21 protein-coding genes are annotated in these 24,950 nt (G+C 62.0%); 5 read left to right on the top strand and 16 right to left on the bottom strand.

Annotation, left to right across the window (positions count from 1 at the left end; all coding sequences use genetic code 11):
• Positions 1-3: 3 nt before the first annotated feature.
• Positions 4-2,055 carry a hydantoinase/oxoprolinase family protein gene (locus tag Q0X85_RS16695; RefSeq protein ID WP_297773849.1) on the bottom strand — a complete coding sequence of 684 codons (2,052 nt, stop codon included), beginning with the start codon at positions 2,053-2,055 and terminating at the stop codon, positions 4-6.
• 93 nt (positions 2,056-2,148) lie between these two features.
• The gene (locus Q0X85_RS16690; protein WP_297773846.1) at positions 2,149-3,033 is read right to left on the bottom strand and encodes a LysR substrate-binding domain-containing protein; all 885 of its coding nucleotides are present in this window, start codon (positions 3,031-3,033) and stop codon (positions 2,149-2,151) included.
• A gap of 111 nt (positions 3,034-3,144) precedes the next feature.
• On the opposite strand from Q0X85_RS16690, the gene Q0X85_RS16685 reads away from it, so the two are divergent.
• Positions 3,145-4,251: an FAD-binding oxidoreductase gene (locus Q0X85_RS16685; protein WP_297773843.1), complete on the top strand. Its 1,107-nt coding sequence runs from the start codon at positions 3,145-3,147 to the stop codon at positions 4,249-4,251.
• Positions 4,252-4,253: 2 nt separating this feature from the next.
• Here Q0X85_RS16685 and Q0X85_RS16680 read toward each other — a convergent pair whose 3' ends face one another.
• Positions 4,254-5,582 carry an FAD-binding oxidoreductase gene (locus Q0X85_RS16680; RefSeq protein WP_297773841.1) on the bottom strand — a complete coding sequence of 443 codons (1,329 nt, stop codon included), beginning with the start codon at positions 5,580-5,582 and terminating at the stop codon, positions 4,254-4,256.
• 155 nt (positions 5,583-5,737) lie between these two features.
• Here Q0X85_RS16680 and Q0X85_RS16675 point away from each other — a divergent pair, with 155 nt between their 5' ends.
• Entirely contained in the window at positions 5,738-6,232 is a 495-nt protein-coding gene (locus Q0X85_RS16675; RefSeq protein WP_297773838.1) for an Lrp/AsnC family transcriptional regulator, read from the top strand.
• A 120-nt stretch (positions 6,233-6,352) separates the two neighbouring features.
• Here the strand turns inward: Q0X85_RS16675 and Q0X85_RS16670 are convergent, their stop codons facing one another.
• From Q0X85_RS16670 to argE, 9 genes are all read right to left on the bottom strand, one after another.
• Positions 6,353-8,017, bottom strand: a complete 1,665-nt coding sequence (locus Q0X85_RS16670) for an ABC transporter ATP-binding protein (protein WP_297773836.1) — start codon at positions 8,015-8,017, stop codon at positions 6,353-6,355.
• Positions 8,017-8,847, bottom strand: a complete 831-nt coding sequence (locus Q0X85_RS16665; RefSeq protein ID WP_297773833.1) for an ABC transporter permease — start codon at positions 8,845-8,847, stop codon at positions 8,017-8,019. Before Q0X85_RS16665 ends, Q0X85_RS16670 begins: the two co-directional genes overlap by 1 nt.
• 35 nt (positions 8,848-8,882) lie before the next feature.
• Entirely contained in the window at positions 8,883-9,842 is a 960-nt protein-coding gene (locus tag Q0X85_RS16660) for an ABC transporter permease (protein WP_297773831.1), read from the bottom strand.
• Between the two features lie 73 nt (positions 9,843-9,915).
• Positions 9,916-11,529 (bottom strand): ABC transporter substrate-binding protein, encoded by a 1,614-nt coding sequence (locus tag Q0X85_RS16655; protein WP_297773829.1) that lies wholly within the window; start codon positions 11,527-11,529, stop codon positions 9,916-9,918.
• An 89-nt stretch (positions 11,530-11,618) separates the two neighbouring features.
• Positions 11,619-12,335, bottom strand: coding sequence for an HAD-IA family hydrolase (locus Q0X85_RS16650; RefSeq protein ID WP_297773826.1), 717 nt, complete (start codon positions 12,333-12,335; stop codon positions 11,619-11,621).
• Positions 12,336-12,522: 187 nt separating this feature from the next.
• Positions 12,523-13,434, bottom strand: a complete 912-nt coding sequence (locus Q0X85_RS16645; protein ID WP_297773824.1) for a glyoxylate/hydroxypyruvate reductase A — start codon at positions 13,432-13,434, stop codon at positions 12,523-12,525.
• Positions 13,431-14,807: an aspartate aminotransferase family protein gene (locus Q0X85_RS16640; RefSeq protein ID WP_297773822.1), complete on the bottom strand. Its 1,377-nt coding sequence runs from the start codon at positions 14,805-14,807 to the stop codon at positions 13,431-13,433. The genes Q0X85_RS16645 and Q0X85_RS16640 overlap by 4 nt, the downstream gene beginning before the upstream one ends.
• 17 nt (positions 14,808-14,824) lie before the next feature.
• Positions 14,825-15,664: a GNAT family N-acetyltransferase gene (locus tag Q0X85_RS16635; RefSeq protein ID WP_297773820.1), complete on the bottom strand. Its 840-nt coding sequence runs from the start codon at positions 15,662-15,664 to the stop codon at positions 14,825-14,827.
• A gap of 125 nt (positions 15,665-15,789) precedes the next feature.
• Positions 15,790-16,914: an acetylornithine deacetylase gene (gene argE, locus Q0X85_RS16630; protein ID WP_297773817.1), complete on the bottom strand. Its 1,125-nt coding sequence runs from the start codon at positions 16,912-16,914 to the stop codon at positions 15,790-15,792.
• 217 nt (positions 16,915-17,131) lie between these two features.
• Here argE and Q0X85_RS16625 point away from each other — a divergent pair, with 217 nt between their 5' ends.
• Both Q0X85_RS16625 and Q0X85_RS16620 read left to right on the top strand, forming a co-directional pair.
• Entirely contained in the window at positions 17,132-17,797 is a 666-nt protein-coding gene (locus Q0X85_RS16625; protein WP_297773815.1) for a haloacid dehalogenase type II, read from the top strand.
• A gap of 17 nt (positions 17,798-17,814) precedes the next feature.
• Positions 17,815-19,104: an FAD-binding oxidoreductase gene (locus tag Q0X85_RS16620; RefSeq protein WP_297773813.1), complete on the top strand. Its 1,290-nt coding sequence runs from the start codon at positions 17,815-17,817 to the stop codon at positions 19,102-19,104.
• Positions 19,105-19,116: 12 nt separating this feature from the next.
• Here Q0X85_RS16620 and Q0X85_RS16615 read toward each other — a convergent pair whose 3' ends face one another.
• Complete coding sequence (locus Q0X85_RS16615; RefSeq protein ID WP_297773810.1) at positions 19,117-20,049, bottom strand: GNAT family N-acetyltransferase; 933 nt, start codon at positions 20,047-20,049, stop codon at positions 19,117-19,119.
• Between the two features lie 237 nt (positions 20,050-20,286).
• Here Q0X85_RS16615 and Q0X85_RS16610 point away from each other — a divergent pair, with 237 nt between their 5' ends.
• Positions 20,287-22,323 (top strand): FAD-dependent oxidoreductase, encoded by a 2,037-nt coding sequence (locus tag Q0X85_RS16610; protein WP_297773806.1) that lies wholly within the window; start codon positions 20,287-20,289, stop codon positions 22,321-22,323.
• Between the two features lie 160 nt (positions 22,324-22,483).
• Here Q0X85_RS16610 and hypE read toward each other — a convergent pair whose 3' ends face one another.
• Genes hypE through hypC form a run of 3 tightly spaced genes read right to left on the bottom strand, consistent with a single transcriptional unit; the run spans position 22,484 to position 24,947 of the window.
• The gene (gene hypE / locus Q0X85_RS16605) at positions 22,484-23,530 is read right to left on the bottom strand and encodes a hydrogenase expression/formation protein HypE (protein ID WP_297773804.1); all 1,047 of its coding nucleotides are present in this window, start codon (positions 23,528-23,530) and stop codon (positions 22,484-22,486) included.
• Positions 23,527-24,660 carry a hydrogenase formation protein HypD gene (gene hypD, locus Q0X85_RS16600; RefSeq protein WP_297773802.1) on the bottom strand — a complete coding sequence of 378 codons (1,134 nt, stop codon included), beginning with the start codon at positions 24,658-24,660 and terminating at the stop codon, positions 23,527-23,529. The genes hypE and hypD overlap by 4 nt, the downstream gene beginning before the upstream one ends.
• On the bottom strand, positions 24,657-24,947 hold the full coding sequence (gene hypC, locus Q0X85_RS16595; RefSeq protein WP_297773801.1) for a HypC/HybG/HupF family hydrogenase formation chaperone: 291 nt from the start codon (positions 24,945-24,947) through the stop codon (positions 24,657-24,659). Before hypC ends, hypD begins: the two co-directional genes overlap by 4 nt.
• Positions 24,948-24,950 lie beyond the last annotated feature (3 nt).

The following is a 24,950-nucleotide window of genomic DNA, read 5'->3' as shown; positions in this document are numbered from 1 at the left end:
GGATCACTCCGCGAATTCGAGATGGATGTTGAGGTGCCGATCTACCCGCGCCTTTGCACCATCCGGGATGGCAAGCGTGGTGTCTTCCTGACAGACTACGGCGGGTCCGACGAACGCGGCGCCGGGCGTGAGACCGGCGCGCTCATAGAGCGGAATGTCCTGCGCACCGTTCAGTTGGATCTGCACATATCGGGCGGGCGTGGCTGTGGCGGCGTCGGTGTTCGTCACGGCAAAGTCCGGCTTGGGCGTGACACCGATCGCCGATAGCCTCAGGTTCACAATCTCGATGGCGCCGTCCAGGTCGTCAAAGTCGTAGATCTGGCGATGTGTCTGGTGAAAGGCCGCCGCCACCCGGTCAGGATCAGAGAGCCAATCCGGCTCCAGCGCCGTTTCGATTTCATAACTTTGCCCGGCATAGCGCATGTCAGCCGAAAGCCGGATTTGCGCCGGGCCGTCATGGCCTTGGGTCTTCAACCATGCTTGTCCCTCAGCCCGCAAATCCGCGAGTGCGCTGCGAAGTTGCTCGGGTGCGTTGGCGTCAAGATTGGTGAAAACGGTCCGAAGGAAATCACCCCGCATGTCTGCCACCAATCCGCCAAGCGCGGACACCACACCGGGCCTGCGCGGCGCCAGAACGCGCGCTATGCCAAGTTCACGTGCGAGGAATGCCCCCAACATCGGCCCGCCGCCACCGAAGGGCATGAGCGCATAGTCGCGCAAATCGACACCCGCACGTGAGCCCAGTTTTTCGACCTCCACGAACAATTCGGAGACGGCGATATCGAGAATGGCCTGCGCGGTTTCCTCCACGCTGCGGCCCATTGGCCCGGCGATCCGCTCCACTGCGTCGCGGGCAAGATCGCGGTCGATGTCGAGCTGACCATAGGCCATCTCGGCCTGTCCCAGCCAACCGCAGACGGCCATCGCGTCGGTCACGGTGGGCGCTGTGCCTCCGCGCCCATAGCAGGCCGGTCCGGGATTGGAGCCTGCCGAGTCGGGCCCGACGCGCAGCACGCCGTGACTGTCGACGCTGGCGATCGAGCCGCCGCCGATGGCGATGGAACTGACCGAGACCGAGGGAATATGCAGGGGAAAGTCGCCGATCCGCTCATCGGTTCCGAATTGCACCGCGCCGTCGACGATAAGCGCGAAATCCGCCGAGGTGCCCCCGATATCAAGGGTCAGAACATGCGATTCACCGGCTTGTCGCGCCAGCCATGCCGCACCCATCACGCCCGAAGCCGTGCCCGACAGCAGCATCGACACACAATCCCGCCGTCCTTCATGCGCGCTCATCAGGCCGCCATTCGATTTGGTCAGCAAGGCGCGCGCGGGCACGCCCCGGTCGGCCAGCCGCCCCTCAAGCGCGGAAAGGTAACCGGCGACGCGGGGATGCACATAGCCGTTGAGGATCGCGGTGGAACTGCGCTCGTATTCGCGGATGACCGGCCACACCTCGGAAGAGGTGAACACAAAAAGATCGGGAGCCTCGATCTCGACCATCGCCTTGACCGTGGCTTCTTGCGTACCGTTGCGCCAGCTGTGCAGAAACGACACGACAATGCCGTCAGCCCCGCCGTGTCGCGCCTGCCTCACGGCATCGCGCACCGCCTCGCGCGTCGGGGCAAGCGGCTCGCTGCCGTCTGCGCGCAGTCGTGCGGGGATGCCAAAGACACGGTCACGCGGAATGAGCGGCTCTGCCCTGTGACAGAAAAGCGAATACATCTCGGGCATTCCCAGGCGTGCGAGTTCGATCACGTCCTCAAAGCCTTTGTTGGTGATCAAAGCCAGCTGCGCGCCCTTGCGTTGCAGGATGGTGTTGATCCCCACCGTGGTGCCATGCACAAAGCGGGTCACGCTTGCCGGATCGAGCCCTTCACGCTCAGCCAGCAAGTCGAGGCCGGTCAGCAATTCGGCTCCCGGATCCTCGGGGGTGGTCAGCACCTTGAGCGACGCGATGTGGCCGCTGCGGGTGTCCAATGCGCAAAAATCCATGAACGTGCCGCCAATATCGACACCGATCTTCCAGTCCGCAGGAGCAATGTTGCCGTCCATCTCTTTTCGGTCCTTTCCGGTGGGTTTCCGAAACTCGACCAGATTCAGCGGCGCGCGTCCAAGACGGATCGCGCGGAAGAACATAAGTTGGGCTTATGTCTCGATGAGGGGAGTGGCGTGCAACAGGTTTCGCATGGCCTCTTCGGCGCGCGAAAGCGTTTTGCCCCGTGCCGTCAGCAGGGAAACCGGCAAGCTTGGCGTGTCTGTCAGGGGGCGCGCCACAATGCCGGGAAACTGCGCCCACGGCAAAAGCGCATCCACCAACGCCACGCCCAACCCCGCGCGCACGAAGCCAGCCGCAGATATTGAGCTGTCAATTTCGATCTGTGGGGCAAAAATACCGCCGCGCCGACGCAGGGCCATGTCCAGCTCGTCATGCGGCCGGGTCTGGCTGCGATAAGAGATGATGGTTTCGCCATCCAGATCTGAGAAATCCAGCGTGTCGGCGTCTGTCAGCACGTGATCTTCGGGTAGAAGGCAACAAAAGCTCGTGGTTCCGATGTGTTCCACGGCGATATCCGGGGGCAGATCATCATCGAGCGCCAAGGCCATGGAGGCATCGCCCGTGCGCAGAAGATCCACCATGGCGGCAAGCGGGGCGACATGCGTCCTCAGAACGACATCCGGATGTTCTGCGCGGAATGTTCTGAGGGCGCGCGGCAGCAGCGACATGCCGGGCGGGGGAGAGGCCGCGATCCGCACCAATCCGGCCCGGCCAAGGCGCAGATCCGAGGTTTTGCGACGGAGCCCTTCAAGGCCTGCAAACAGACGCTCGGCCTCGGGGTAAAGCTCATAGGCCTCTGGTGTTGGGCGCAGTCTGCCTTTTTCACGATCAAACAGATGAAATCCCAGTTGCGCCTCTGTGTGAATGAGAATCTGACTGAGCGCGGGCTGCGATATATTGAGCAGACGCGCGGCTCCGGTCACGGTTCCGGCCCGCATCACAGCGGTAAAGACCTCAAGCTGGCGCGCGCGCATCACTGTCTCCCTATAGGTTAGGCTTATAGGGTGTCACGTTTCCCGTCTTTGACACAAGTGGAGTTGCGATGTCTGATGGCAGAAATTCCTTTGTCAAAGGGGCAAGATGGCATGGATGTGATCGTTCTTGGTGGCGGTCTGATGGGAACGGCCTCGGCTTTGTTTCTGGCGCGCCGGGGTGCCCGGGTGACGCTGATCGAGCGCCGCCGGATCGGCGCAGGTGCGACCGTGGCGTCCTTTGGCAACATCCGGCGAAGTGGGCGGCATTTGGCGCAACTGCCTCTGGCGGCCCGGTCTCTTGCGATCTGGAACGAGGCGCAGACGTTGCTGGACCGCGATGTGGAGTTTCGCGCGACGGGACATCTGCGGTTGATTTTCGACGCCGACGGGTTGGAAGACATGCGCAGTTATGCGCGCGCGGCATCGGCTCAGGACCTGACGCTTGAAGAGCTTGGGCCAGACGACCTCCGCAACCGCTTTCCGGGGCTTGGACCGGATGCCATCGCCGCGTCCTTCTCGCCGAACGACGGATCGGCCAACCCGCGGCTGGTGGCGCCTGCCTTTGCCGATGCGGCGGCGCGTGCGGGGGCCTGCATCATAGACCAAGCCCCGGTCTTGAAGATCGGCCATAGCGAGGCGGGGTTTGTGGTGGAGACGACGAAGGGCCTCCATAGAGCGGCGGTTCTGTTGAATTGTGCGGGTGCGTGGGGGCGGGACGTGGCGGCGCGGTTCGGCGAGGATGTACCCCTGAGCACGTGGGGGCCGCAAATGGCCGTGACAGAGCCATTGCCCTATCGCATTGCACCTGTGGTTGGTGTCTGGACCCGAGCGCACGGCGCCTATTTGCGGCAGGTCGAACGCGGCAATGTGGTATTTGGCGGAGCCGTTTCGCGTATTCCCGTGGCACCTGATCCCGGTTTCGCGCGTGCCGATCCGACGTGTTTGCCTGCTCAGGTGGCGGCCGTTCTGAGGCTGGTTCCGGCATTGGCAGATGCGGCCGTAATCCGGCAATGGTCAGGCTGCGAAGGTTACGTGGCCGACACCCTGCCGGTGATTGGCCCCTCGGGCACAACTCCGGGATTGTTTCACGCCTTCGGGTTCTGCGGACACGGTTTTCAATTGGGTCCCGGCGTGGGGGATGCCATGGCCGAACTGATCGCCACGGGGCATTGCGCTACCCCGCTAGAGGATTTTGCGATCACCCGGTTTGCGGCATGAGATCAGAAGTCCGCCACCTTGCCCCACTGTCCCTTGCCGAACCTGCTGAGGCGATATTGCTCGGTCTCCGTGATCGGGGTGCGCCCAAGAACCATATCCGCCACAAGATGTCCCACGCCGGGGCCGATGCCGAACCCATGCCCCGAAAGCCCCGCAGCAAGCACGAGGCCGGGCGTTCCGATATCGGCATCAATCACGGGTACGCCGTCCGGTGTGCTGTCGATATAGCCCGCCCATTGGGCCTGTATCGGCAATTTCCTGAGTGCGGGCAGAAGGGTGCGGGCGCGCTTCAGCGTCAGCTTGACCAGCGCCTGGCTGGGACGCGGATCGAGGATGCGGCAGCGCTCCATCGGTGTCTCGTCGTCAAAATCCCATGTCTTGCAGGTCTCGAAACCCGCGCGCCACGCCTGGGCCCCGCCGGGGCGCAGGACGCGCCAGCGCTTGGCGAACATCGGCAGGAAATGCCGCACTCCGGCAATCGCTCCCGGCGTGGGATCAAGATTGGCCAGGCCAGACACAGCCAGCGTATGCGCGCCGTCGCCGCGCCGCGTGATCGAGACAGCGTTGGTGTGCAGCGCGGGTGGCAGTCCCGTAGCGCCGGGAGCCACAGACAGTATCGAACTGCGCACTGCCGCTTGCGGAAACCCGATGCCGTGACGACGCATAAAACTGCCAGCCCATGCGCCACCTGCCATGACCGCTGCGCGCGTCTTGATTGTGCCACGCTCGGTGATCACCGCCGAAACCGCACCGGCCTCGGTTTCCAGTCCCCGAGCAGCACATCCTTGCAGAACGGTGCCGCCATGCGCGATGATCCCGCGCGCGATAAGCGGCGCCGCGCGGGAGGGATCGGCGACGCCATCGCTTGGCGACCAGACACCGCCTTGCCAGAGCAACCCGGTGGCCGCACCGCGTTCGCTGGCTTCGTCCGGCGTCAGCATCCGGGTGTCGATGCCTTCGCCCCGGGCGAAGCGGCCCCAATTGGCCCAGCCCTCGATTTCCTCGGAATCGTTGGACAGATACAGCAGGCCGCAGCGCCGAAACCCGAGATCAGCCCCGATATCGGCGCTCATTTCTTCCCACAATGCAAGACTGCGCGTGGACAAGGGCAATTCTCTGGCATCCCGATTTTGCTGGCGGCACCAGCCCCAGTTGCGGCTGGATTGCTCTGCACCTATACGGCCTTTCTCGAGCAGAACGACACTCTGCCCTGCGCGGGCAAGCCAATAGGCGGCGCTGACGCCGACGATCCCGCCTCCGATGATCACGCAATCTGCATGTTCGGGGAGATCGGTTTGGGTTTCGATATCAAGCAGTGGAGCAGGCATCATTTTTCCATGTGTTTTTTGAAACCTAGCTGTAGAGTTCCAGCGGTTTGTGCCGCATCAGGGAAGTTGACCGGCAGATCGTTTTGTATTTTCCCGATCCGCCGCGCGCTCAGGCTCCGGCATCGCGCGTCGTGCCATGACATGCAAGGACAGGACCGATGAACAACCTTCAGAAACTGGACCGAATTGACATCAGAATTCTGGCCGAATTGCAGCGCAATGGCCGTATCACCAATGTTGAACTGGCCGATCTGGTGCATTTGTCGCCCTCGCCTTGCCTGACCCGTGTGAAAAAGTTGCAGAAATCCGGCTACATCACCGGATACTCGGCGCTGATCAATGTGGCCAAGCTGGGTGAGACGCTGACCGTGTTCACCGAATTCACGCTCAAGAACCACCGGCAGATTGATTTTGCCCGGTTTCAGGAAGCCTTGGAAAAGATCGACAATTGCGTTGAATGTCACCTGATTTCCGGCGGCTACGACTATCTGGCCAAATTCGTCACCGCCGGGATCAGCGATTATCAGGAAATCATCGAGGACCTGATTGACCGCAACTCGGGAATAGATCGCTATTTCAGCTTCGTGGTGATGAAGACCCCGTTCATCAAGCGGCAACTGCCGTTGACCCGGCTTTTCACAGATGTTGAGTGACCGCGGGATCCGGCCCTCTACAGCGTTTCGACTTTTCGTTGAAACAGTCGTAACGCTGTCGTTCATTGTTTTTGCGCAATTTCGAACCGAAAAAGTCTATCAACTTTTTCTGAAATTGCTTTAGCGGTCCGAAAACGCGGCCAATAGCTCTGGGTCCTGTTCGAGCCCCGCGAGCCAGCCGGTGTCAAGCTGCGGCACCGACGAGATGAGCAGGCGGGAATAGGCGTGGGTGGCGTCCTCGGACATGCGCGCGGCTGGCAGGGCTTCGACGACCTCGCCCTTGTACATCACCAGAACGTCGTCGCAGATTGCCTCGACCGTGGACAGGTCATGGCTGATGAACATGTAACTCAGCCCCAGTTCGCCCTGCAGCTCCTTGAGCAATTCCAGAATGGCAGCCGCCACCACCGTGTCGAGTGCAGACGTGATCTCGTCGCACAGGATCAATTCGGGCTCTGCGGCGAGGGCGCGAGCGAGGTTGACGCGCTGTTTCTGCCCACCTGACAACTCTGACGGAAGGCGATGACGCAATGCCGACGGCAAATGAACCATTTCCAGCAATTCGATCACACGCTTTTCGCAGGCTGCCCCGCGCAGGCCCTTGTAGAACCGCAAGGGGCGGGCAATGATGCTGCCCACGGAATGCGCCGGGTTCAGCGCCGTGTCTGCCAGCTGAAACACAATCTGCGCGCGGCGCAGCTCTTGTTTGCTGCGTTTGGCCAAAGACGGGTCGAGCGTATGCCCATCAAGAAGGACTTTGCCCCGATAGGCCGGCAAGATGCCTGCCACGGCGCGGGCCAGAGTTGATTTCCCAGAGCCCGATTCACCGATTACTCCAAGATTGCGACCACGATAGAGCTTGAAATTCACATCGTGCATCACCTTGGCTGCGGGTTCGCCATCCTTGATGGGACCGTAGCCAGCATAGAGGTTCTGTACTTCGAGGATCGGCGTCTCACTCGCGTCTTCGAGATCTTTTACGGCGATATGCGGCACCGGGTCAAAGGCGGCCAGCAACTCTTTGGTGTAGGGATGTTCGGGCGCGTTCAGAATTTGCTCTGTCGTGCCGTGTTCCTGGACCTCGCCCCCTTTGAGCACGACGATGCGATCCGCGATCTGGGCGACTACAGCCAGGTCATGGCTGACATAGACCCCGGCCATGCCGCCTTCTTCCATCACGCGGCGAAACGCACGCAGAACCTCGATTTGCGTTGTCACGTCAAGCGCCGTGGTGGGTTCGTCGAAGATCACCAGCTTCGGATCGCCGATCAGGGCCATTGCCGCCGAGAGCCGCTGAAGCTGCCCGCCCGACACCTGATGCGGATACCGCTCACCGATGGTGTCTGGATTGGGCAGGGCCAGGGCGCGAAAGAGGGTGCGCGCATAGTCTTCGGCCTTGTCGCGCGGCATCAGGTCGTGGATGCGGGTTGTTTCCACCACCTGATCCATGATCCTCTTCGACGGGTTGAACGCCGCCGCTGCGGATTGTGGGACATACGACACCTCGGTGCCGCGCAGCTTGGCGCGTTGCCCTTCGGACATGCCGGTTATGTCGTGCTCTCCTATGCGTATCGTGCCGCCCTCAACGGCACAGCCGCTACGGGTGTGCCCCATGAGAGAGAGCGCGATCGTTGTTTTGCCAGAGCCGGATTCACCGATCAGGGCCAGGATTTCGCCCGGTGCGATGTCGAAATCCACGCCGCGAATGATCTCGACATTGCGGCCCGAGTCGGTGACGGCGCCAATCCGCAGGTCGCGGACGGAAACGAGAGGTGTATCTGTCATCATTCGGCCCTGTCTCTGATCTTGGTGGGAAGGTTGTCGATGAACATATTGACCGAGATGGTCAGTGACGCGATGGCGATGCATGGAAAGATGACCGCCGGTGCGCCCAGGCTCAGCCCCTCGATGTTCTCGCGTACCAATGCGCCCCAATCGGCATTCGGCGGCTGAACCCCGAGGCCAAGGAATGACAGGCCCGACAGGACCAGGACGATGAAGACGAACCGCAACCCGAAATCCGCCAGCACGGGGCCGAGGATGTTGGGAAAGATCTCGAACGTGATCATGTAGGGTGTCCCTTCGCCACGGGCGCGGGCCACGGTCACGAAATCCATTGTGTTGATGTTCACCGCCAGCGCGCGGGCAAACCGGTACGCCCCCGGCATGTAGATTGCGGTCAGCGTCAACACCAGAACCGGAATGGAGGACCCGACCGCGGCCACGACCACAAGACCGAAGAGCAGCGAGGGGATACCGTTGAACGCATCCAGAAGCCGTGACAGCAGCGTATCGAACCAGCCGCCAATGACTGCCGCGATCATCCCGAGGATGACGCCAAAGGTGCAGGCCAGCGTCGCCGACGCCAGAGCTATTCCCACCGTATAGCGTGCCCCCATCAGGACCCGCGAAAATATGTCCCGGCCCAGATAGTCGGTTCCCATCCAATGCGCGGCGCTGACGCCACTGAAATAATCCCAGTCGACGATTTCGCCCACGGGGTAGGGCGTGATCCAATTGCCGATGAGTGCCACGATTGCCCAAAAGAGGATGATCGCAACGCCGATCCGGCCCGTCCAGCCAAAGGAATAGCCCAGATTGCGCGGCGTTGGCATGCGAAGTTTGCGAGGGGAGCTTGTGGGAGAGGTCATCACTGGCGCAGCCTTGGATTGGAGAGGATTGCGATCATGTCCGCCAGCGTGATCAGCGTCAGGTAGCTGACGCAGAACACCATCGCGCAGGACTGGATCAGCGGCAGGTCGCGGGTCGCCACAGCATCTACCATCAGTTTGGCGACACCTGGATAGTTGAAGACGGTCTCGACGATGATCACCCCGCCGACAAGATAGGACAGCGACAAGGCCACCGCGTTGGCAATGGGGCCAAGCGCATTGGGCAGCGCGTGCACAAGAACCATGCGGCGTCTTGAGGCGCCTTTCAGCAAGGCCATTTCGACATACGGGGTTTCGATCGTCTCGATCACCGCAGCCCGTGTCATGCGGATCATCTGTGCGGAAACGACAAAGCTCAGCGTGATGACCGGCATGGCATAGGCCCGCAGCATCGCACCGATGCTGTCGACATTGACGCCGTAGCTTAGGGCCGGCAACCAGTCGAGCCAGACTGCAAAGACCAGCACGGCCAGCGTCGCGACCATGAACTCCGGCACCGAGATCACCGAAATCGTGGCCACAGACACCGCTCGATCCAGCCACGAGCCTCGAAACATGGCGGCGATTATCCCAAGGGTGAGCGCCACTGGCACGCAGATGGCGGTGACGATCCCGGCAAGGCGCAGTGAGTTCTGCAAGCGTCCCCCCAACAGATCGACGACTTCGATATCATTGACGTAAGATCGCCCCATGTCGCCGGTCGCAAGCCCTGCAAGCCAGCCGAGAAAGCGCTGAAATGCAGGTTCGTTCAGCCCCATTGCCTCGCGAAGCCCGGCAACCGCTTCGGGCGTGGCCGCCTGTCCGAGCAAGATCTGGGCGACATCGCCGGGAAGCATTTCCGTCGCGAAGAACACCGCGAAGGACACGATGATGAGCGTGATGAATGCGATCCCTAGCCGTTGCCCGACGAGAAGCCATGTCGTGGTGGACCGGAGCATGGGGCACCTCCCTTTTCAGGAATGGAAATGGCCCGCGCATGGTGCCATGCGCGGGCGTCTTTTGGCAGGTGGATTATGTGTCCAGCCAGACGTATTCCGCAAAGGCATAGCCCATCTGACCCCCCAGCGGATTGGAGCGCATGCCCTTGAGGTTGCCCGCCATGCCATCGACGTTCGAGATATAGGTGGGGATGATCGTGCCGGCCTCATTCGCCACCATCTCCTGCATCTCCCAGTACATGTCGGTCCGCTTGGTTTCATCCAGCAGCCCGCGCGCCTCAACCAGCATGTTGTCGAATTTTTCGGACTTGTACTGGCTTTCGTTCCAGGGTGCTTCCGAATGATAGAGCAACGAGAACAGGATATCCGGCGTCGGGCGCGGGTTGATGTTGCCGAAATGGACCGGTGCTTTCAGCCAGTAGTTGGACCAGTACCCATCAGAGGGCACGCGCTGAACATCGAATGTCATGCCGATCTCTGCGCCGGCCTGCTGCACCACGGTCGCCATGTCGATTGAGGCATTGGCGGCCTCGGAGGCAACAATCGGTATGGATTGGCCGAGGACACCCGCCTTTTCAAAGAGCGCCCGGGCGCGTTCAGGGTCATACTCGCGGGGCTGCAACTCGGTATTGTAATAGCGGTTTGCAGGCGAGACAGGCTGATCGTTGCCAATTTCCGCCAGCCCGCGCAATACGGATTTCTGGATCTGTTCGCGGCGGACCAGATGTTTCATCCCCTCGATAAAGCCCGCCTTGGCACCCGGTTCCAGATCGAGGCGGATATTGAGATTGGTATAATTGCCCGACGTGCTGATCATGGTATCGACATGCGATTGCCCTTCCATCATCCGCAAAGACCGTGCGTTGACAGCCGCCGCAAGATGAATATCGCCAGACAAAAGCGCGTTCACGCGGGCGTTGTTGTCGGGAATTGCGAAATACTCGAAGCTGTCGAGATAGGGGCCCGTGTCCTTGAAGTAGTTGGGATTGCGTGCAGCGACAGATCGAACACCGGGGTTGAATTCTTCGAGCACGAAGGCGCCGGTGCCGTTGCCCTTGGAAAAATCCGTTGTCCCGTCGGCCACAATCATGAAGTGGTGCAGGGACAGGATGGTCGGCAGGTCGGCATTGGGCTCTGTTAGCACGACCCGTGCGTTCAGATCATCGACCGCGGTGATCTCGGCCATCTGCTTGGCAATGGAGTTTACCTTGGAGCCGACATCCGGATCAAGATGGCGCTTGAGCGAGAACACGACATCCGCCGCGCTCAGGGTTTTGCCGTCATGGAAGGTGACGCCGGATTTCAGCTTTATGTTCCAGGTCTTGGCGTCGCTCGACTCGATCGACTCGGCCAGTTCCATCTCGACTTCGCCGGCTTCATTGAGGAATGTCAGGCGATTGTAGAGCGCGCAGCAACGGGTGTAATCCGTCGAGAGCGAGGCCTTGGCCGGGTCCAATGTGTCGGCCGTTGAGGCAGACCAGCCCGCGGCTTTCATGTGCCCGCCGGACTTTGGCGTCGCGGCGACCGCCTGAGAGGCGTGCATCAGCAGGCCGCTGCCTGCGCCGAGTGCCACGCCCGAGCCCATGAGCATCTTCAAAAGATCTCGGCGCGATGCGCCGCGGCGAATGGCGTTTTCGATCATGGCATCGTCGCGCCCGGTCCAGTTGCTTGGTTTGAGTCTGGTCATCTTTCTGTCTTCCCTGTTGCTGGTGAGGTTTCTGGTTCAGTCGGGACCCCATCCGGTTCTTTTCGCCGGTTTGAGGTGGGGTGGCAGGCTCAGGTTCTGGCAGCGCTCTCGGTGGCGTCGGCCAGTTCCGCAAGCGATTTGAAGTGATAGTCAGGTTCGGTGAAAGCGTCGGGCTCTATGGTGCCGCCATAGCCCTTTTGCTCGTGGCGACGTTCGACCCAGACATTCGTCATGCCGAGTTGGCGTGAGATACCGATATCGTGGTGCTGGCTCTGCGCGGTGTGCAGGATGGCGCCCGGTGTTCCACCCGTCGCCTCCACATGGGCGAACACCTTGTGAAAAAAGGCCGGGTCCGGCTTTTCGGTGCCTGTATCGTCCGCCGTAAACCCCGCCCAGAATGGCAAGCCGAGCTTGGTCTCATATTTCTCGAACGCCCAGCGGCGGGCATTGGTCATGGCGATCAACTTGTAGCGCCTGCCAAGCCGCGCGAGCGCCGCGACGCTGTCGGGAAAGGGTGACGCCTCGCCGACCGCCTCGACGAGGCGCTGGCGCAGTTCCGGCGTGTCAGGCAATCCCAATTGTGCCGCGATACTGCCGTAGCAGCGACCCAGATCATCCGGAAAGAGACCCGCGCCGGGCTCGTAGCGGGCCGCACGGTAGAGCGCCAGCGCGTCTTCGCCATCAAGGGTGATGCCTGATTGCCGGGCTATGCCATCCAGCGCGCCGATGATCGCGGATTCAAAGTCTATCAGCGTACCGACGACGTCAAAACTCATATGGGTGAAAGCAGTCAAGGGTTTTGCCATTGTTTTAGGTGTCATATGAACCGTTTTTCTTCTTGCCATGATCCCGCTCGAGCGAGCGGATGTGGTTCCGATTGAGTGATGATCGCCTGTTAAACAAAGGCCTTGGCGTCGAATTTTGTTCATGCAACGGCAGAATCTTTTGTTTTGCCGGATGGCGCGGCGAGAAATGCTGCCCCTGTTTTGCGGCTCAATACCCCCGCCCCTGATCCACGAGGCCGGGAAGTGCAGAGCCGTCACGCGTGGCGCGAATGGCGGCCAATGCGTGATGCGCGCCCTCGGTTGCGTCGGTTTGTGCGGCCACATGAGGGGTTATGATGACCCTTGGATCGGTCCAGGCCCAATGGCTCTGTGGCAGGGGTTCGGGCTCGGTCACGTCGAGCATTGCGGCTCGGAGATGCCCCGCATCGAGCGCGTGGCGCATCGCCTCCATGTCAAGCTGCGCGCCGCGCCCGGCATGGATGAGCGCCGCACCTTCGGGCAGCTTGGCAAAGAGGTCCGCGTTGAGCAGCCCGCGCGTTTCGTCTGTCAAAGGCAGCAGACAGATCAGCAGATCGGTCCGGGCGAGAAAGGCAGAGAGATCGGCATGGGCATATACCCTGACATTCTCAAGAGGTCTGCCCGACCTGCTCCAGCCGGCGACGTCAAAGCCCAGAGACGACAGGCTTGCCGCCGCCGTGCGTCCGATCCGGCCCAGCCCCATGATACCGACGCGCCCGGCGCGGGCGAGACGCGGGGGATGAGGCCGCCACTCTGAGCGGGCGCTTTGTTCCAGATAGCGCGGCATGTCGCGATGCAGCATCAGCGTCGCCATCAGCACCCAATCGCGCACCATCGCATCAATTCCGGGTGCCAGCGTGCGGGTCAGCGCGACGCCGGGCGGTAGAAGCGGCATCTGATCTACCCCCGCGCCGGTGCTTATCACGGCCTTCAGATTGGGATAGCGGCCAAGCTCCGCCGGAGGTTGCCAACAAGCCAGATGCGTGATCGAGAGCGGGTCTTGCACCGCATCCTCGCCTATAATCAGCGCTTCGCCAGCGTTCTCGAAAATGGGCTGCCACGCTTGCTCGCGCTCGGGGGGGCCTATCAGCAATAGCGTCATGAGCGCAGTACCTCGCGGATTTCCGGATCCTCCAGCGTCAGGTCCAATACCTTGCGTGTGCGCGCGACGATCTGGTCGATCTCTGCATCCGAGCAACACAGCGGCGGCGCATAGCCAAGGATCCCCTGCGCAAAGGATCGCACGATCAGCCCATGCTCCCATGCGCGGTCAAAGAGACGGGTTGCCGCGTCAAGTGCTGCAGGCAGCGGGGTCTTCTTTTGCTTGTCCGTGACAAGCTCGACCGCAGCCAGCATGCCGCGCCCGCGCACATCGCCCACAAGCGGATGGTCGGCCAGACTGGCCAGCCCCTCCTGCAAGCGCGCGCCCTGACGGCGACCGTTTTCCAGCAGGCCCCCTTCGTACAGCTTCAGCACTTCGAGCGCGACAGCGGCCGAAACGGGGTGCGCGGAATAGGTAAAGCCATGCCCGACGGCCTTGGTGCCCGCGCCCTCGGCAATGGTCTGATAGACATGCTCGCGCATGAAAACCGCCCCCATGGGCACATACCCTGAGGTCAACCCCTTGGCGACGGTCATCAGGTCGGGCACGATGCCATCTTCCTCACAGGCAAAGAGCGGCCCGGTGCGGCCAAAGCCGGTGATGACCTCATCTGCGACAAACAGGATTCCAAGTTCGGCGCAAAGATCGCGCATCGCCTTCATCCAGCCCTTGGGCGGTACGAGAACCCCGCCCGAGCCTTGAATGGGCTCGACGTAAAAGGCGGCGACACGCTCGGGGCCAAGCTCCTCTGCCTTGGCGCGCAAGGCGGCGACCGAGGCGGAAATGATGGCCGCGTCGTCCGTGCCAACAGGATTGCGATAGGCATAATGCGAGGGGATCTTGTGCTGCCAGTCATAGGGCAGCCCAAAGCCCTCGTGAAACACCGGCAGCGCGGTCAGGCCCGCCCCGGCCGAAGCCGACCCATGATAACCCTGCGCAACTGAAATGAACTGATCGCGCTCCGGCTTGCCTTGGGCATGCCAGTAGTAGCGGATAAAGCGGATCGTGCTGTCCACCGCGTCAGACCCACCCAGGCAGAAATAGACATGATCAAGATCACCCGGCGCACGCTCGGCCAGTTCTGCGGCCAAACGGATCGGCGCCTCGGCGCCGAGATCGAAATAGCCGGTGGCATAGGGCAGGTCGCGCATCTGGGAAGCGGCGGCCTCTACGATGCTCTCATGGCCATATCCCGCATTGACACACCACAGACCGGCAAAACCGTCGATCAATTCACGCCCCTCGCTGTCGGTCACTGTGGCCCCACGCGCAGAGCGCAGCACGCGCACGCCGCGCGCCTCATGCCCGTGAAAGGACGACACCGGGTGGATAAGGTGCCGACGGTCAAGCTCAACGAGTGAATTGGTAAGCATATGCGTCTCCTGTGTGTTCAGCCAAGCGCTTGTGAGACAAGGGCAAAGGTTGTGAATTCACCCGCTCCGGAGGCGCGGGGATCACGGACCATCGCAGTGCCGCCGCCAGCATGCGTCAGGCCCAGAGAGGTCACGAACTCGGAAAGCCCGGCTGCCTCGGGCAGGTCGACGCGCAAGAACGTGCCTGCGCTACGCCGTGCCGCCTCGGCGATCAGCGCCTGTGCGGCGGATGTGTCGCGCGCGACCACGGGACCGATCACGCGCCCGCGTCCGAAATCACGCAAGAGCGCAAAGCCGCCTTCGGTGAGGAGCACCTCGCCCTCTGCCGCAATCCGTGCGAGCAGCGCACCCCGCTCAAGACCGGAGGCTTCATGATCCATCTCCGCCAGGACTGCCACATCCTGTACGGTGCCATCCCGCACCGGCAGGTCCGGCGTTGCCGCTTGCGCGATGCCCTGATGCTGGAAAATCCGGTGGGTCGCGCGAAACCCCAGACTTTCATAAAGCGGCAGGCCTTCGGCGGTGGCGACGAGGCGCATCTCTGATCCCGATGCGAGATCCATCACTGCCGCCATCAGGCGCCGGCCAAGACCGCGCCCGCGCATCGCCTCATCGACGATGATCATGTTGAGCAGCGCGACCGCACCGAAACGGGTGCAGCATGCCGTCCCGACGACCCGCGTGCCATCCAGCGCCACGACACCCTCGGACACCGCGAGGGCCAATGACCAGTCTTCTTGCCTGTGTGGCCAGCCCACCTGCTGCGAGAGGCGCAGGGCGTCGGCCATATGGCCGGACGCGAAACGGAGGATTTCGAGGCCCGATGCGGGCGTGGTTTGTGCGGAGGCGTCTGTCATGAATTCACTCGTCTTGATTTCCCCGAAAGGTTAGGTTGCTTGGATCGGCATGTTGCGCCTGATGCGTGATCGGCGCGGCAGTTTTCTTTTGCCTCGCAGGGCCCGCGCCGCAGGATATGCCGTGCCTATCCGGCGCAATAACGTCCAAGATCCAGTACCATGCGATGGCATGCCTGAAGCTCGGATAGTGTCAGATATTCCTCGGGCCGATGCGCGCGGGCGATGTCGCCGGGACCGCAGATGATTGCCGGGATGCCCGCCTGCTGAAAGAGTCCGGCCTCCGTCCCGAAACTTACCGCGGCGATTGGGGTCTGCCCCGACATCTCCGTCATCAGAGCGGCGAGCGGATGCGCCGCATCAAGGGCAAGGGGCGGGTAGCTGGAGAGCCACTCGGCATCGATGCCAGCCTTGTCGGCTGCGGTCAGAACCGGAGCAAGCAGCGCCTTGGGATCGGTGTCGGCGATGGCGCGGGCCTCGATCTCTGCCTCGGCCCGGTCCGGAATGATATTCAGTGCCTGACCGCCTGTAACCGTGCCGACTTGCAGGCTGGACCATGGGGGGGCGAACCGCTCATCCTTTGGTCCATGTGTTTCAAGCGCGCGCGCCTGCGCCTCGGCGGCGATCAGCACAGGCAGCAGCGCGTGGATCGCGTTGTCTCCCAGATCAGGGCGAGAGCTGTGGCCCGCCACACCTGTGGCCCGCAGGCGCAGCGCCGCCTTTCCCTTGTGCGCGAGCACCGGCACCAGCCCTGTGGGTTCGCCAACGACGCAACCGAGCGGTGCTGCGCACATCTCCGGCAGCTTGGCGATCATGTGGGGCACACCTTTGCAGCCGGCCTCTTCATCGTAAGAGAGCGCAATATGAATGGGGGTGGTGAGCGCCATTTCCGCCAGATCCGGCGCGGCGGCAAGGACTGCGGCGACAAAGCCCTTCATGTCACAGGCCCCGCGCCCGATCAGCCGGTCACCCGTCTGACGCAGGGTGAACGGGTCGGCGTGCCACTCGGGTTCCCCGGCGGGGACGACATCGACATGGCCCGACAGGATATAGCCGGGACGCGCCGCGTCTCCGATCGTGGCGAACAGGTTGGCGCGGTCGCCTTCGGGCCCGACAAGGAGGCGGCAGGAGATACCGTGACTGTCAAGCCAATCTGCGATTTCTCTCATAAGATCAAGGTTCGGGCATCCGACAACCGTGTCAAAGCCCACCAGCCGGGCGAGCATTTCGTGCGGGGGAGGGGAAGATGTCATGCTGTCAGCTTGTCCTTTGGTCAGATTGCCCGAAGGCATAATTGATCCTGCATCAAAACAAGGCGGGCTGGACGTTGCTTGGCGCGGGGCGAACGGCACCTTTTGCCGGATCCCGCCGCTGCAACGCGATATTCTGCGGCAACCCCGTCAAACGCAGCAATCCATTCCGCCCGGAAGCGGCGAGGATGGCCACAACATACACGCTTTGGAGGCCATCATGTCATTCACCCCGAAATTCATCACTTTTGACTGCCACGGCACCATGATTTTCTACGACATGGCCGGTGCTGCCCGCGATCACTACGCTGACACTCTGTCACCCGAAGCGATGCAGATATTCATCCAGGATTTCTCGGCCTACCGGCTGGATGAGGTTCTGGGGGCGTGGAAACCCTATGCCGACGTGGTGCACAACGCGCTGGAGCGAACCTGCAAGCGCAACGGCGTGGCGTTCGACGCGGACGTTGCCACTGCAATCTACGAGCGCGTGCCGTCATGGGGGCCGCATGCGGATGTCACCGCCGGGTTGGGCAGGATTGCCGACAGAATTCCGCTGGTGGCGCTGACCAATGCGATGAACAGCCAAATCCCGCACAACATCGCCAGTCTGGGCGTGCCCATTGCCCATGTTTTCACGGCGGAGGATGCACAGGTTTACAAACCGCAGATGCGTGCGTTCGAGTATATGTTCGATCAGCTCGGGTGCGGGCCGGAGGACGTGTTGCACGTCTCCTCGAGCTTTCGCTACGATCTGATGACGGCGCATGATCTCGGGATCACTCACAAGGCGTGGGTCAATCGCGGTCATGAACCGGCCAATCCGTATTACGGTTATACCGAAATCCCGGATATTTCGGGACTGCCCGCCTTGGTTGGGCTGTAAGACAGGCCGTGACGATCATGAAATACGCATCCTACTGGCATGACACCGCCGCCGCCTTCGAGGCCGGACAACAAGGCCCGGTCGAGGGTCGATTTGATGTGGCGGTGATCGGCGGCGGCTTTACCGGGCTGAGCGCGGCGCGTCGGCTGGCGCGCGCGGGCGTGTCGGTGGCGCTGCTCGAGGCCGAGCATGTGGGCGCTGGCGGATCGGGCCGCAACGGCGGACACCTCAACAACGGCATCGCGCATGGCTATGCCGCGGCAAAGGCGCATCTGGGGGCAGGGCGGGCCCACGCGCTCTATCAGGCCTATGATCGGTCCATCGACATGATCGAGGACACCATCGCCCAAGAACGCATCGCCTGCGACTTTCGCCGTTCCGGCAAGCTCAAGCTTGCGTCAAAGCCGAGCCATGTGGCGTCGCTGCGCGCCAACTGCGATTTGATCGCGCGCGACGTCGATCCCGAGGCGCGTTGGGTGGAACCGGACGCCTTGCGCGACGAGATCGGGTCGAACGCATTTCACGGTGCCAGTTTGCAACCGAAATCTGCCATGATGCACATGGGGCGTTATGTTTCGGGTCTGGCGCGGGCGGCGGCGGGGCACGGTGCGCTGATCTGGGAAAATGCGCCCGTCACGGGCCGGCGCAAAGAGGACGGGCTCTGGCGTCTTGAGACGGCACGCGGCCATCTTCACGCCGAGCGGGTGATCGTCGCGACAGGGGCCTATTCCGGGGCCGTCAAGGGAGCGGCGCTCAAACCCTTTCGCAAGCGCATCATCTCGGTCGGCTCGTTCATTGTGGCGACGCGCCCGCTGACCGACGAAGAGGTCGCCGCGACACTGCCCGGAAACCGCACCTGCGTGACCTCGATGAATATCGGCAATTACTTTCGCCTTTCGCCTGACAACCGGCTGATCTTTGGGGGGCGGGCGCGGTTTTCAGCCAGCTCCGATCAACAGTCGGATGCGAAATCGGGTGAAATTCTGCGTGCCGGGATGGCGCGGATCTTTCCGCATCTTGCACATGTCGAGATCGACTATTGCTGGGGCGGCCTTGTCGGGATGACCAAGGACCGTTTCCCCCGCGCGGGCGAGATGGACGGCATGCTCTATGGCATGGGCTATTCCGGGCACGGCGCACAACTATCGACGCTGCTCGGCGCGTCGCTGGCGGACATGGCGATGGGGCAGCCGGACACCAACCCGCTGGCCGGTCTCGACTGGCCGACCGTGCCGGGCTATTCTGGGCGTCCGTGGTTCCTGCCATTGGTGGGGCTATGGTTTTCGCTGAAGGATCGCCTGGCCTGACGCCACGGCTGGTCAGCCCAATGAATGGGCCGCAAGTCCAAACAACCTCGGACCGCTGAGCGGGCGGCGTTGATTGCCCAGATACATCTCGGTGACGGTGTCGTGAACGCCCATCCCGATGGCCGACAGGAACGCGCCGAACTGCTCGTTTTCGACCGGTGTGTCGAGACGGACAAAATCACCCTCACTGCTCTGAATGAGCGGTGCCACAAGCATCATGGCGATGGTCTCGGTCTCGGCAACGAGCGGCCCGATGACCCACCCCCGGCCAAAGCGGCGGCGCAGCGCGAACCCGCATATTTTGCCTTCCGATTCGACCACCGTCCCGTCGGACAGATGCAGCAGCGTCTCGAGGGTCTTGTCCCGCGCCGCACCATAGGCATGCGCATCCAGAGCGCGAATTTCCGACGCATCGGCCGGTTGCATCGCGCGCAACGCGAGGCCCGGCACCGGGTCAGGCAGGCGGAGCGACCGGGCCACACCCTGATGCTGCCAGATCGTGCCAAGCGGAACGAATCCCGCTTCCTTGTAGAGCCGGTACCCCTGGCGTGTCGCGCTCAGCCGCAAATCCATCTCGGGGCAATCGTTCATCACCCGGCGCAATAGCCACCGTCCGGTGCCCATCGTCTGGAGGCGGGGCGCTGTGACCATCATCCCCAGCATGGCAAAATCATCGCCCGCTCGAAAGCACATCGCCGACCCCATGGCGCGCCCGATTTCATCTACTGCCAGATAACCCTCGCCGAGCGAAATGAACACATCGAGGTCGCGCCAGCGGTGGGGCCAGAACACGCCAACCGTCAACTCGTGCAAGAGCGCGCGGTCGGCAAGGCTGATCCGGTGCGCCGTTGCCGTGAACTTGTCCACGCGAAAGCGATCGCTCAGGCTCTTGTCCGCATCCTGTGCGTCATTGTCTTCCGTCGTTTCGCCCAGCTGTCTCGCCATACGTTCGCACGTCCCTGTTTTTGGTTGTGACGGCCCCCGAAGCCAGGCCACGCAGGATCAAACCATATCTCATTTACAGTATCGAGCATTCGTTGCGGTTTTTTCTGCGGTTTCTTGCCCGGATACCACAGCATATGCGCTTTCATCCCTGTCAGGATCGCTCGTAAATCGGCGCCGCTCTTCTCCGAACGCGGCACCACAAGTGACCACGATCCCCTCTTGAGGAGTTTCCACCCAATGCGTGATGATCCGTTGTTGCAACCCTGCCAGGTCGGACATTTGACACTGAAGAACCGTCTGCTGATTACCGGGCATGAACCCGGCTATTCCGAAGACGGCCTGCCCAAGGATCGCTACCGCGCCTACCATGTGGCCCGGGCACGGGGCGGTGTCGCGCTGACCATGACGATGGGCTCAGCCTCGGTCGCGCCCGACAGCGCGCCATCCGCCGGGGGTGTGCAGGCGTTTCGCGACGAGATCGTGCCGTGGATGCGCGCCCTTGCGCAGGAATGTCATGACGAGGGGTGCGCGGTGATGATCCAGCTGACCCATCATGGCCGTCGAACACGCTGGGACCGCGGCGATTGGTTGCCAACCGTCTCATCAAGCCACGAGCGCGAAACAGCCCATCGCCACGCCGCCAAACTGGCCGAGGACTGGGATATCTCCCGGATCATCGAGGACTATGCCGCCGCCGCCGAGCGCATGCGCGAGGCCGGGCTGGATGGGGTCGAGTTTCTGGCAACAGGCCATTTGCTGGATCAGTTCTGGTCGCCGCGCTCCAATCACCTCGATGCACCCTATGGCGGATCGCTCGAAAACCGCATGCGCCTTGCAATGGATGTTCTGGCCGAGACGCGCCGCCGTGTGGGTCCGGGCTTTTTGCTCGGCCTGCGCTATGCCGGAGACGAGATGTGCGCCGATGGCATTGATGCCGATGAAGGTCTCGAAATATCGCACCGCCTGAAGGCCAGCGGGCTGGTGGATTTCGTGAATGTCACGCGTGGCCATATTGATACGGATGCGGGGCTCACGGATATGATCCCGGTGCACGGCATGCGGAGCGCGCCGCATCTTGCCGCCGCAGCGCACTTGCGCGAGGCAACGGGCATTCCCGTGTTTCACGCCGCCAAGGTGGCGGATGTCGCCACGGCGCGTCACGCGATTGCGACCGGCATGGTGGACATGATCGGCATGACGCGCGCACATCTGGCCGATCCGGATATCGTGCGGCGGATTGAGGCCGGGCAAGAGGACCGCATTCGCCCATGCGTGGGTGCCAACTTCTGTCTGGACCGGCGGTTTCAGGGCGCGGCGGCGCTCTGTGCGCACAATCCGTCCACAGGCCGGGAGCAGGAACAGCCGCATGCCATAGCGCCCGCCGACGCTCCGCGCCGGGTGCTTGTGATCGGGGCCGGCCCCGGCGGGCTAGAGGCCGCTCGGGTTGCCGCTGAGCGTGGGCATCAGGTCGAACTGCACGAGGCGGCCAATGATCCGGGGGGGCAGGTGCGTCTGATGGCGCAATCCGAGCGGCGGCGTGAAATCCTGTCTCTCATCGGCTGGCGCATGGCAGAATGCGAGCGGCTGGGTGTGCGATTTCATTTCAACAGCTTTGCGGAACCTGAAACGGTGACGGGGTCCGGGGCGGACTTGGTGATCATTGCCACCGGCGGGCTGCCGCATGACGTCCCGCTGCGATCCGGACAGGATCTGCCGGTCTCAAGCTGGGATATCCTGTCAGGCGATGCGCAACCGGGGCGCAATGTCCTGGTCTTTGACAATGCCGGGGATGCGGCGGGCCTTCAGGCCGCCGAGATGATCGCGGCGACAGGGGCACGGGTCGAAATCGTAAGCCCTGACCGTTCGCTTTCGTCCGAAGTCATGCCCATGACATTGACGCCTTTTCTGCGCGAAATGCAGGGTCGCGACGTGCATTTCACCGTCACATGGCGCTTGCATGCGGTGCGGCGAGAGGGCAATCGATTGCTGGCCGATCTGTCCAGCGATTACAGCACGGCCCGCATGACGCGCGAGGTGGATCAGATTGTGGTCAACAATGGCACCGTGCCGCTCGACGATCTGTACTTTGCGTTGAAGCCACTGTCGCGCAACCTTGGTGAGGTGGACCCGACCGCGCTACTCTCGGGGCGGCCGCAGAATATCGCGCGCAACCCTGATGCCGGTTTCTCGCTGTTTCGAATCGGCGATGCCGTTGCCTCCCGCAACATCCATGCCGCGGTGTATGACGGTCTAAGGCTGTTGCGGGTCATGTGAACCTTCTACAGCGTTTCGACTTTTCGTTGAAACAGTCGTAACGCCGTAGTTCATTGATTTTGCGCAATTTCGAACCGAAAAAGTCTATCAACTTTCTCTGAAATTGCTTTATGTTCAAGTTGCCAATATGGCAGTCAGTCTCCTTTTGTTTAAGCGGCCTTCAGCAAATCCTTGGCAGTTGCTCTCCGACCAGCATATCAACCAATCGCTGCCCACCAAAAAGCGTGCGCATGGTGACGCGGCCTGCCGGGCCTTGGCCCACGTGACCGATCGCAACCGCGTCCCGGCCCGCCGACGTGGCATGCATAGCCCCAAGCGCCGCCTCGGCCTGATCCGCCGGAACAAACAGCACAAGCGTGCCCTCATTCGCCAGATAGAGCGGGTCAAGCCCAAGAATTTCGCACACGCCCCTCACCTCGGGGCGCAAGGGCACGGCGGTTTCATCAATCTCGATGCTCACCCCCGCCGCGTTGGCCAATTCGTTAAGCGATGAGGCCAAGCCGCCACGCGTGGCATCGCGCGCCGCCCGCACTTCCGGCACGGCCTCGATAACCGCCTCGATCAACCCGTTCAGGCTTTGACAATCCGATTGCAAATCGGTCGAAAGCGCCATGTCGCCGCGCGCGGCCATAATCGCAGCACCATGATCACCCAACACGCCGTTTACAATCGCCACATCACCGGGCTGGATCGCCTCGGCGCGCAGATTGCGACCCTTTGGAATAACCCCAACCCCGGATGTGGTGACGAACACCTGATCTGCGGCCCCCTTGCCGACCACCTTAGTATCGCCAGTGACAATCTTCACGCCTGCTTTCCTGGCCTCGGCCTGCATCGACGCCACGATGCGGCGCAGCAAGGCAATCTCGCAGCCCTCTTCGATGATGAACGCCGCTGACAGCCACAGCGGCTTGGCCCCGCCAACGGCCAGATCGTTGACGGTTCCGCAAACCGCGATCTTGCCAATGTCGCCGCCCGGAAATTCAACCGGCGAAACCACGAAACTGTCGGTGGTAAAGGCCAATTGCGCCCCGGGTTCCAGTAGCGCATCATGGGTCAGCCGGGCCTGATCCTCGGCGCTTTCGGGCTGAAACACATCCGTGAACACCTCGTCGATCAGATCGCGCATCGCCTTGCCGCCACCACCGTGGGCCAGCGTCACACGATCCCCGCGCAGGCGGGACGGTTTGGGGGCAGTCATGTTCATTCTGCCGCCTCAACCGCGCTATATTGGAAATAGGCGGCACACGCCCCTTCTGAGCTCACCATCAGCGCGCCCAATGGCATTTCAGGCGTACACCCCTTGCCATATTGCGGGCATTGATAGGGCTTGATCCGCCCGGTCATGACCGAACCGCATGCACACCCCTCAGGTTCCTGAACCGAGCGGTCTCCGGCGCCGTATCCGATGCCGAATTTCTCTTCGGTATCAAACGCCCTATAGGCCTCACGGATACGCAACCCACTGGCATCAATCTCGCCCAACCCCCGCCATTCAAAGCTGGGGCGCGTCTCATAAACGTCCGCAATCGCGGCCAGAGACACCGGATTGCCATGCTCGGGCACGATGCGCCCGTACTGGTTTTCCACCTCGGCGCGGCCCTCGGCAATCTGCGTCAGAACCATCAGCACCGATTGCAACAGATCAAGCGGCTCAAACCCCGCCACGACGATCGGCTTGCCATAATCCTCGGCAATAAAATCATACGGATGGGTGCCGATCACCATCGAAACATGGCCGGGGCCAACAAAGCCATCCAAAATCATATGCGGGTCATCCAGCAGGATCCTGATCGGCGGCGGCACCGTGATGTGATTGCAAAACACGCTGAAATTGCTCAGACTTTCGCGCGCGGCTTGCTGGATCGACAGCGCGGTGGACGGCGTTGTCGTCTCGAACCCCAGCCCGAAAAACACCACTTCGCGCTCTGGGTTGCGCCGGGCAATTTCCAACGCATCCAGCGGCGAATAGACCATGCGGATATCGGCCCCATCGGCCTTTGCCTGCAACAAAGATTTCTTGGACCCCGGAACGCGCATGGCATCGCCAAAGGTGGTGAAGATCACGTTCGGATCCTCGGCCACCTGCACACATTCATCAATCCGGCTCATTGGCAGCACGCAGACAGGACAGCCCGGACCGTGGATAAATTCGATGCCCGGCGGGGTCAGTTTATCCAGTCCATAGCGGAAAATTGCGTGGGTATGACCGCCACAAATCTCCATGATATGCACTGGTTTCTCAGCCGTCGCGCCAATCTCATCGACCTTCTTTTCAATCGCGGCCAGCACGGTTTTCGCCGCCACCGGATCGCGGAATTCTTCAACAAATCTCATTGTGTGCCCTCCAGTGCGGATTGCCCGTCGGCCATCGCCTCCAGCGTTTCCTGTGCCTCGCCAAGGCCTTGCAGGGCTTCGAGCGTCTTGGCGGCCTCATCCTCGTCAATCACGCTCATCGCGAAACCGACATGGATCAGGGCCCATTTGCCAAGCAGCTCGTCCAGCGGGCCGGTGGCAACACAAGCAACGTTGACCTCGCGCCGCACGCCCGACACTTCGGCCATGGCCATCAGCCGTTCGTCATCGGTGATCTCAACGATCTGACCGGGTATTCCCAAACACATGGC

This window comes from uncultured Roseovarius sp., assembly GCF_947259555.1.
GTDB lineage: Bacteria > Pseudomonadota > Alphaproteobacteria > Rhodobacterales > Rhodobacteraceae > Roseovarius.
The sequence above is the reverse complement of the archived record's forward strand: the minus strand, read 5'-3'. Positions and strand labels throughout refer to the sequence as shown.

Coding starts and splice junctions, on each gene's coding strand:
- Q0X85_RS16655 (WP_297773829.1), bottom strand. CDS start 11,529: ATGACCAGACTCAAACCAAGCAACTGGACCGGGCGCGACGATGCCATG.
- Q0X85_RS16680 (WP_297773841.1), bottom strand. CDS start 5,582: ATGATGCCTGCTCCACTGCTTGATATCGAAACCCAAACCGATCTCCCC.
- hypE (WP_297773804.1), bottom strand. CDS start 23,530: ATGAACATGACTGCCCCCAAACCGTCCCGCCTGCGCGGGGATCGTGTG.
- Q0X85_RS16625 (WP_297773815.1), top strand. CDS start 17,132: ATGTCATTCACCCCGAAATTCATCACTTTTGACTGCCACGGCACCATG.
- Q0X85_RS16670 (WP_297773836.1), bottom strand. CDS start 8,017: ATGACAGATACACCTCTCGTTTCCGTCCGCGACCTGCGGATTGGCGCC.
- Q0X85_RS16615 (WP_297773810.1), bottom strand. CDS start 20,049: ATGGCGAGACAGCTGGGCGAAACGACGGAAGACAATGACGCACAGGAT.
- hypC (WP_297773801.1), bottom strand. CDS start 24,947: ATGTGTTTGGGAATACCCGGTCAGATCGTTGAGATCACCGATGACGAA.
- Q0X85_RS16650 (WP_297773826.1), bottom strand. CDS start 12,335: ATGGCAAAACCCTTGACTGCTTTCACCCATATGAGTTTTGACGTCGTC.
- Q0X85_RS16665 (WP_297773833.1), bottom strand. CDS start 8,847: ATGCCAACGCCGCGCAATCTGGGCTATTCCTTTGGCTGGACGGGCCGG.
- Q0X85_RS16635 (WP_297773820.1), bottom strand. CDS start 15,664: ATGACAGACGCCTCCGCACAAACCACGCCCGCATCGGGCCTCGAAATC.
- Q0X85_RS16660 (WP_297773831.1), bottom strand. CDS start 9,842: ATGCTCCGGTCCACCACGACATGGCTTCTCGTCGGGCAACGGCTAGGG.
- hypD (WP_297773802.1), bottom strand. CDS start 24,660: ATGAGATTTGTTGAAGAATTCCGCGATCCGGTGGCGGCGAAAACCGTG.
- Q0X85_RS16640 (WP_297773822.1), bottom strand. CDS start 14,807: ATGCTTACCAATTCACTCGTTGAGCTTGACCGTCGGCACCTTATCCAC.
- Q0X85_RS16620 (WP_297773813.1), top strand. CDS start 17,815: ATGAAATACGCATCCTACTGGCATGACACCGCCGCCGCCTTCGAGGCC.
- Q0X85_RS16690 (WP_297773846.1), bottom strand. CDS start 3,033: ATGCGCGCGCGCCAGCTTGAGGTCTTTACCGCTGTGATGCGGGCCGGA.
- argE (WP_297773817.1), bottom strand. CDS start 16,914: ATGACATCTTCCCCTCCCCCGCACGAAATGCTCGCCCGGCTGGTGGGC.
- Q0X85_RS16695 (WP_297773849.1), bottom strand. CDS start 2,055: ATGGACGGCAACATTGCTCCTGCGGACTGGAAGATCGGTGTCGATATT.
- Q0X85_RS16675 (WP_297773838.1), top strand. CDS start 5,738: ATGAACAACCTTCAGAAACTGGACCGAATTGACATCAGAATTCTGGCC.
- Q0X85_RS16645 (WP_297773824.1), bottom strand. CDS start 13,434: ATGACGCTATTGCTGATAGGCCCCCCCGAGCGCGAGCAAGCGTGGCAG.
- Q0X85_RS16610 (WP_297773806.1), top strand. CDS start 20,287: ATGCGTGATGATCCGTTGTTGCAACCCTGCCAGGTCGGACATTTGACA.
- Q0X85_RS16685 (WP_297773843.1), top strand. CDS start 3,145: ATGGATGTGATCGTTCTTGGTGGCGGTCTGATGGGAACGGCCTCGGCT.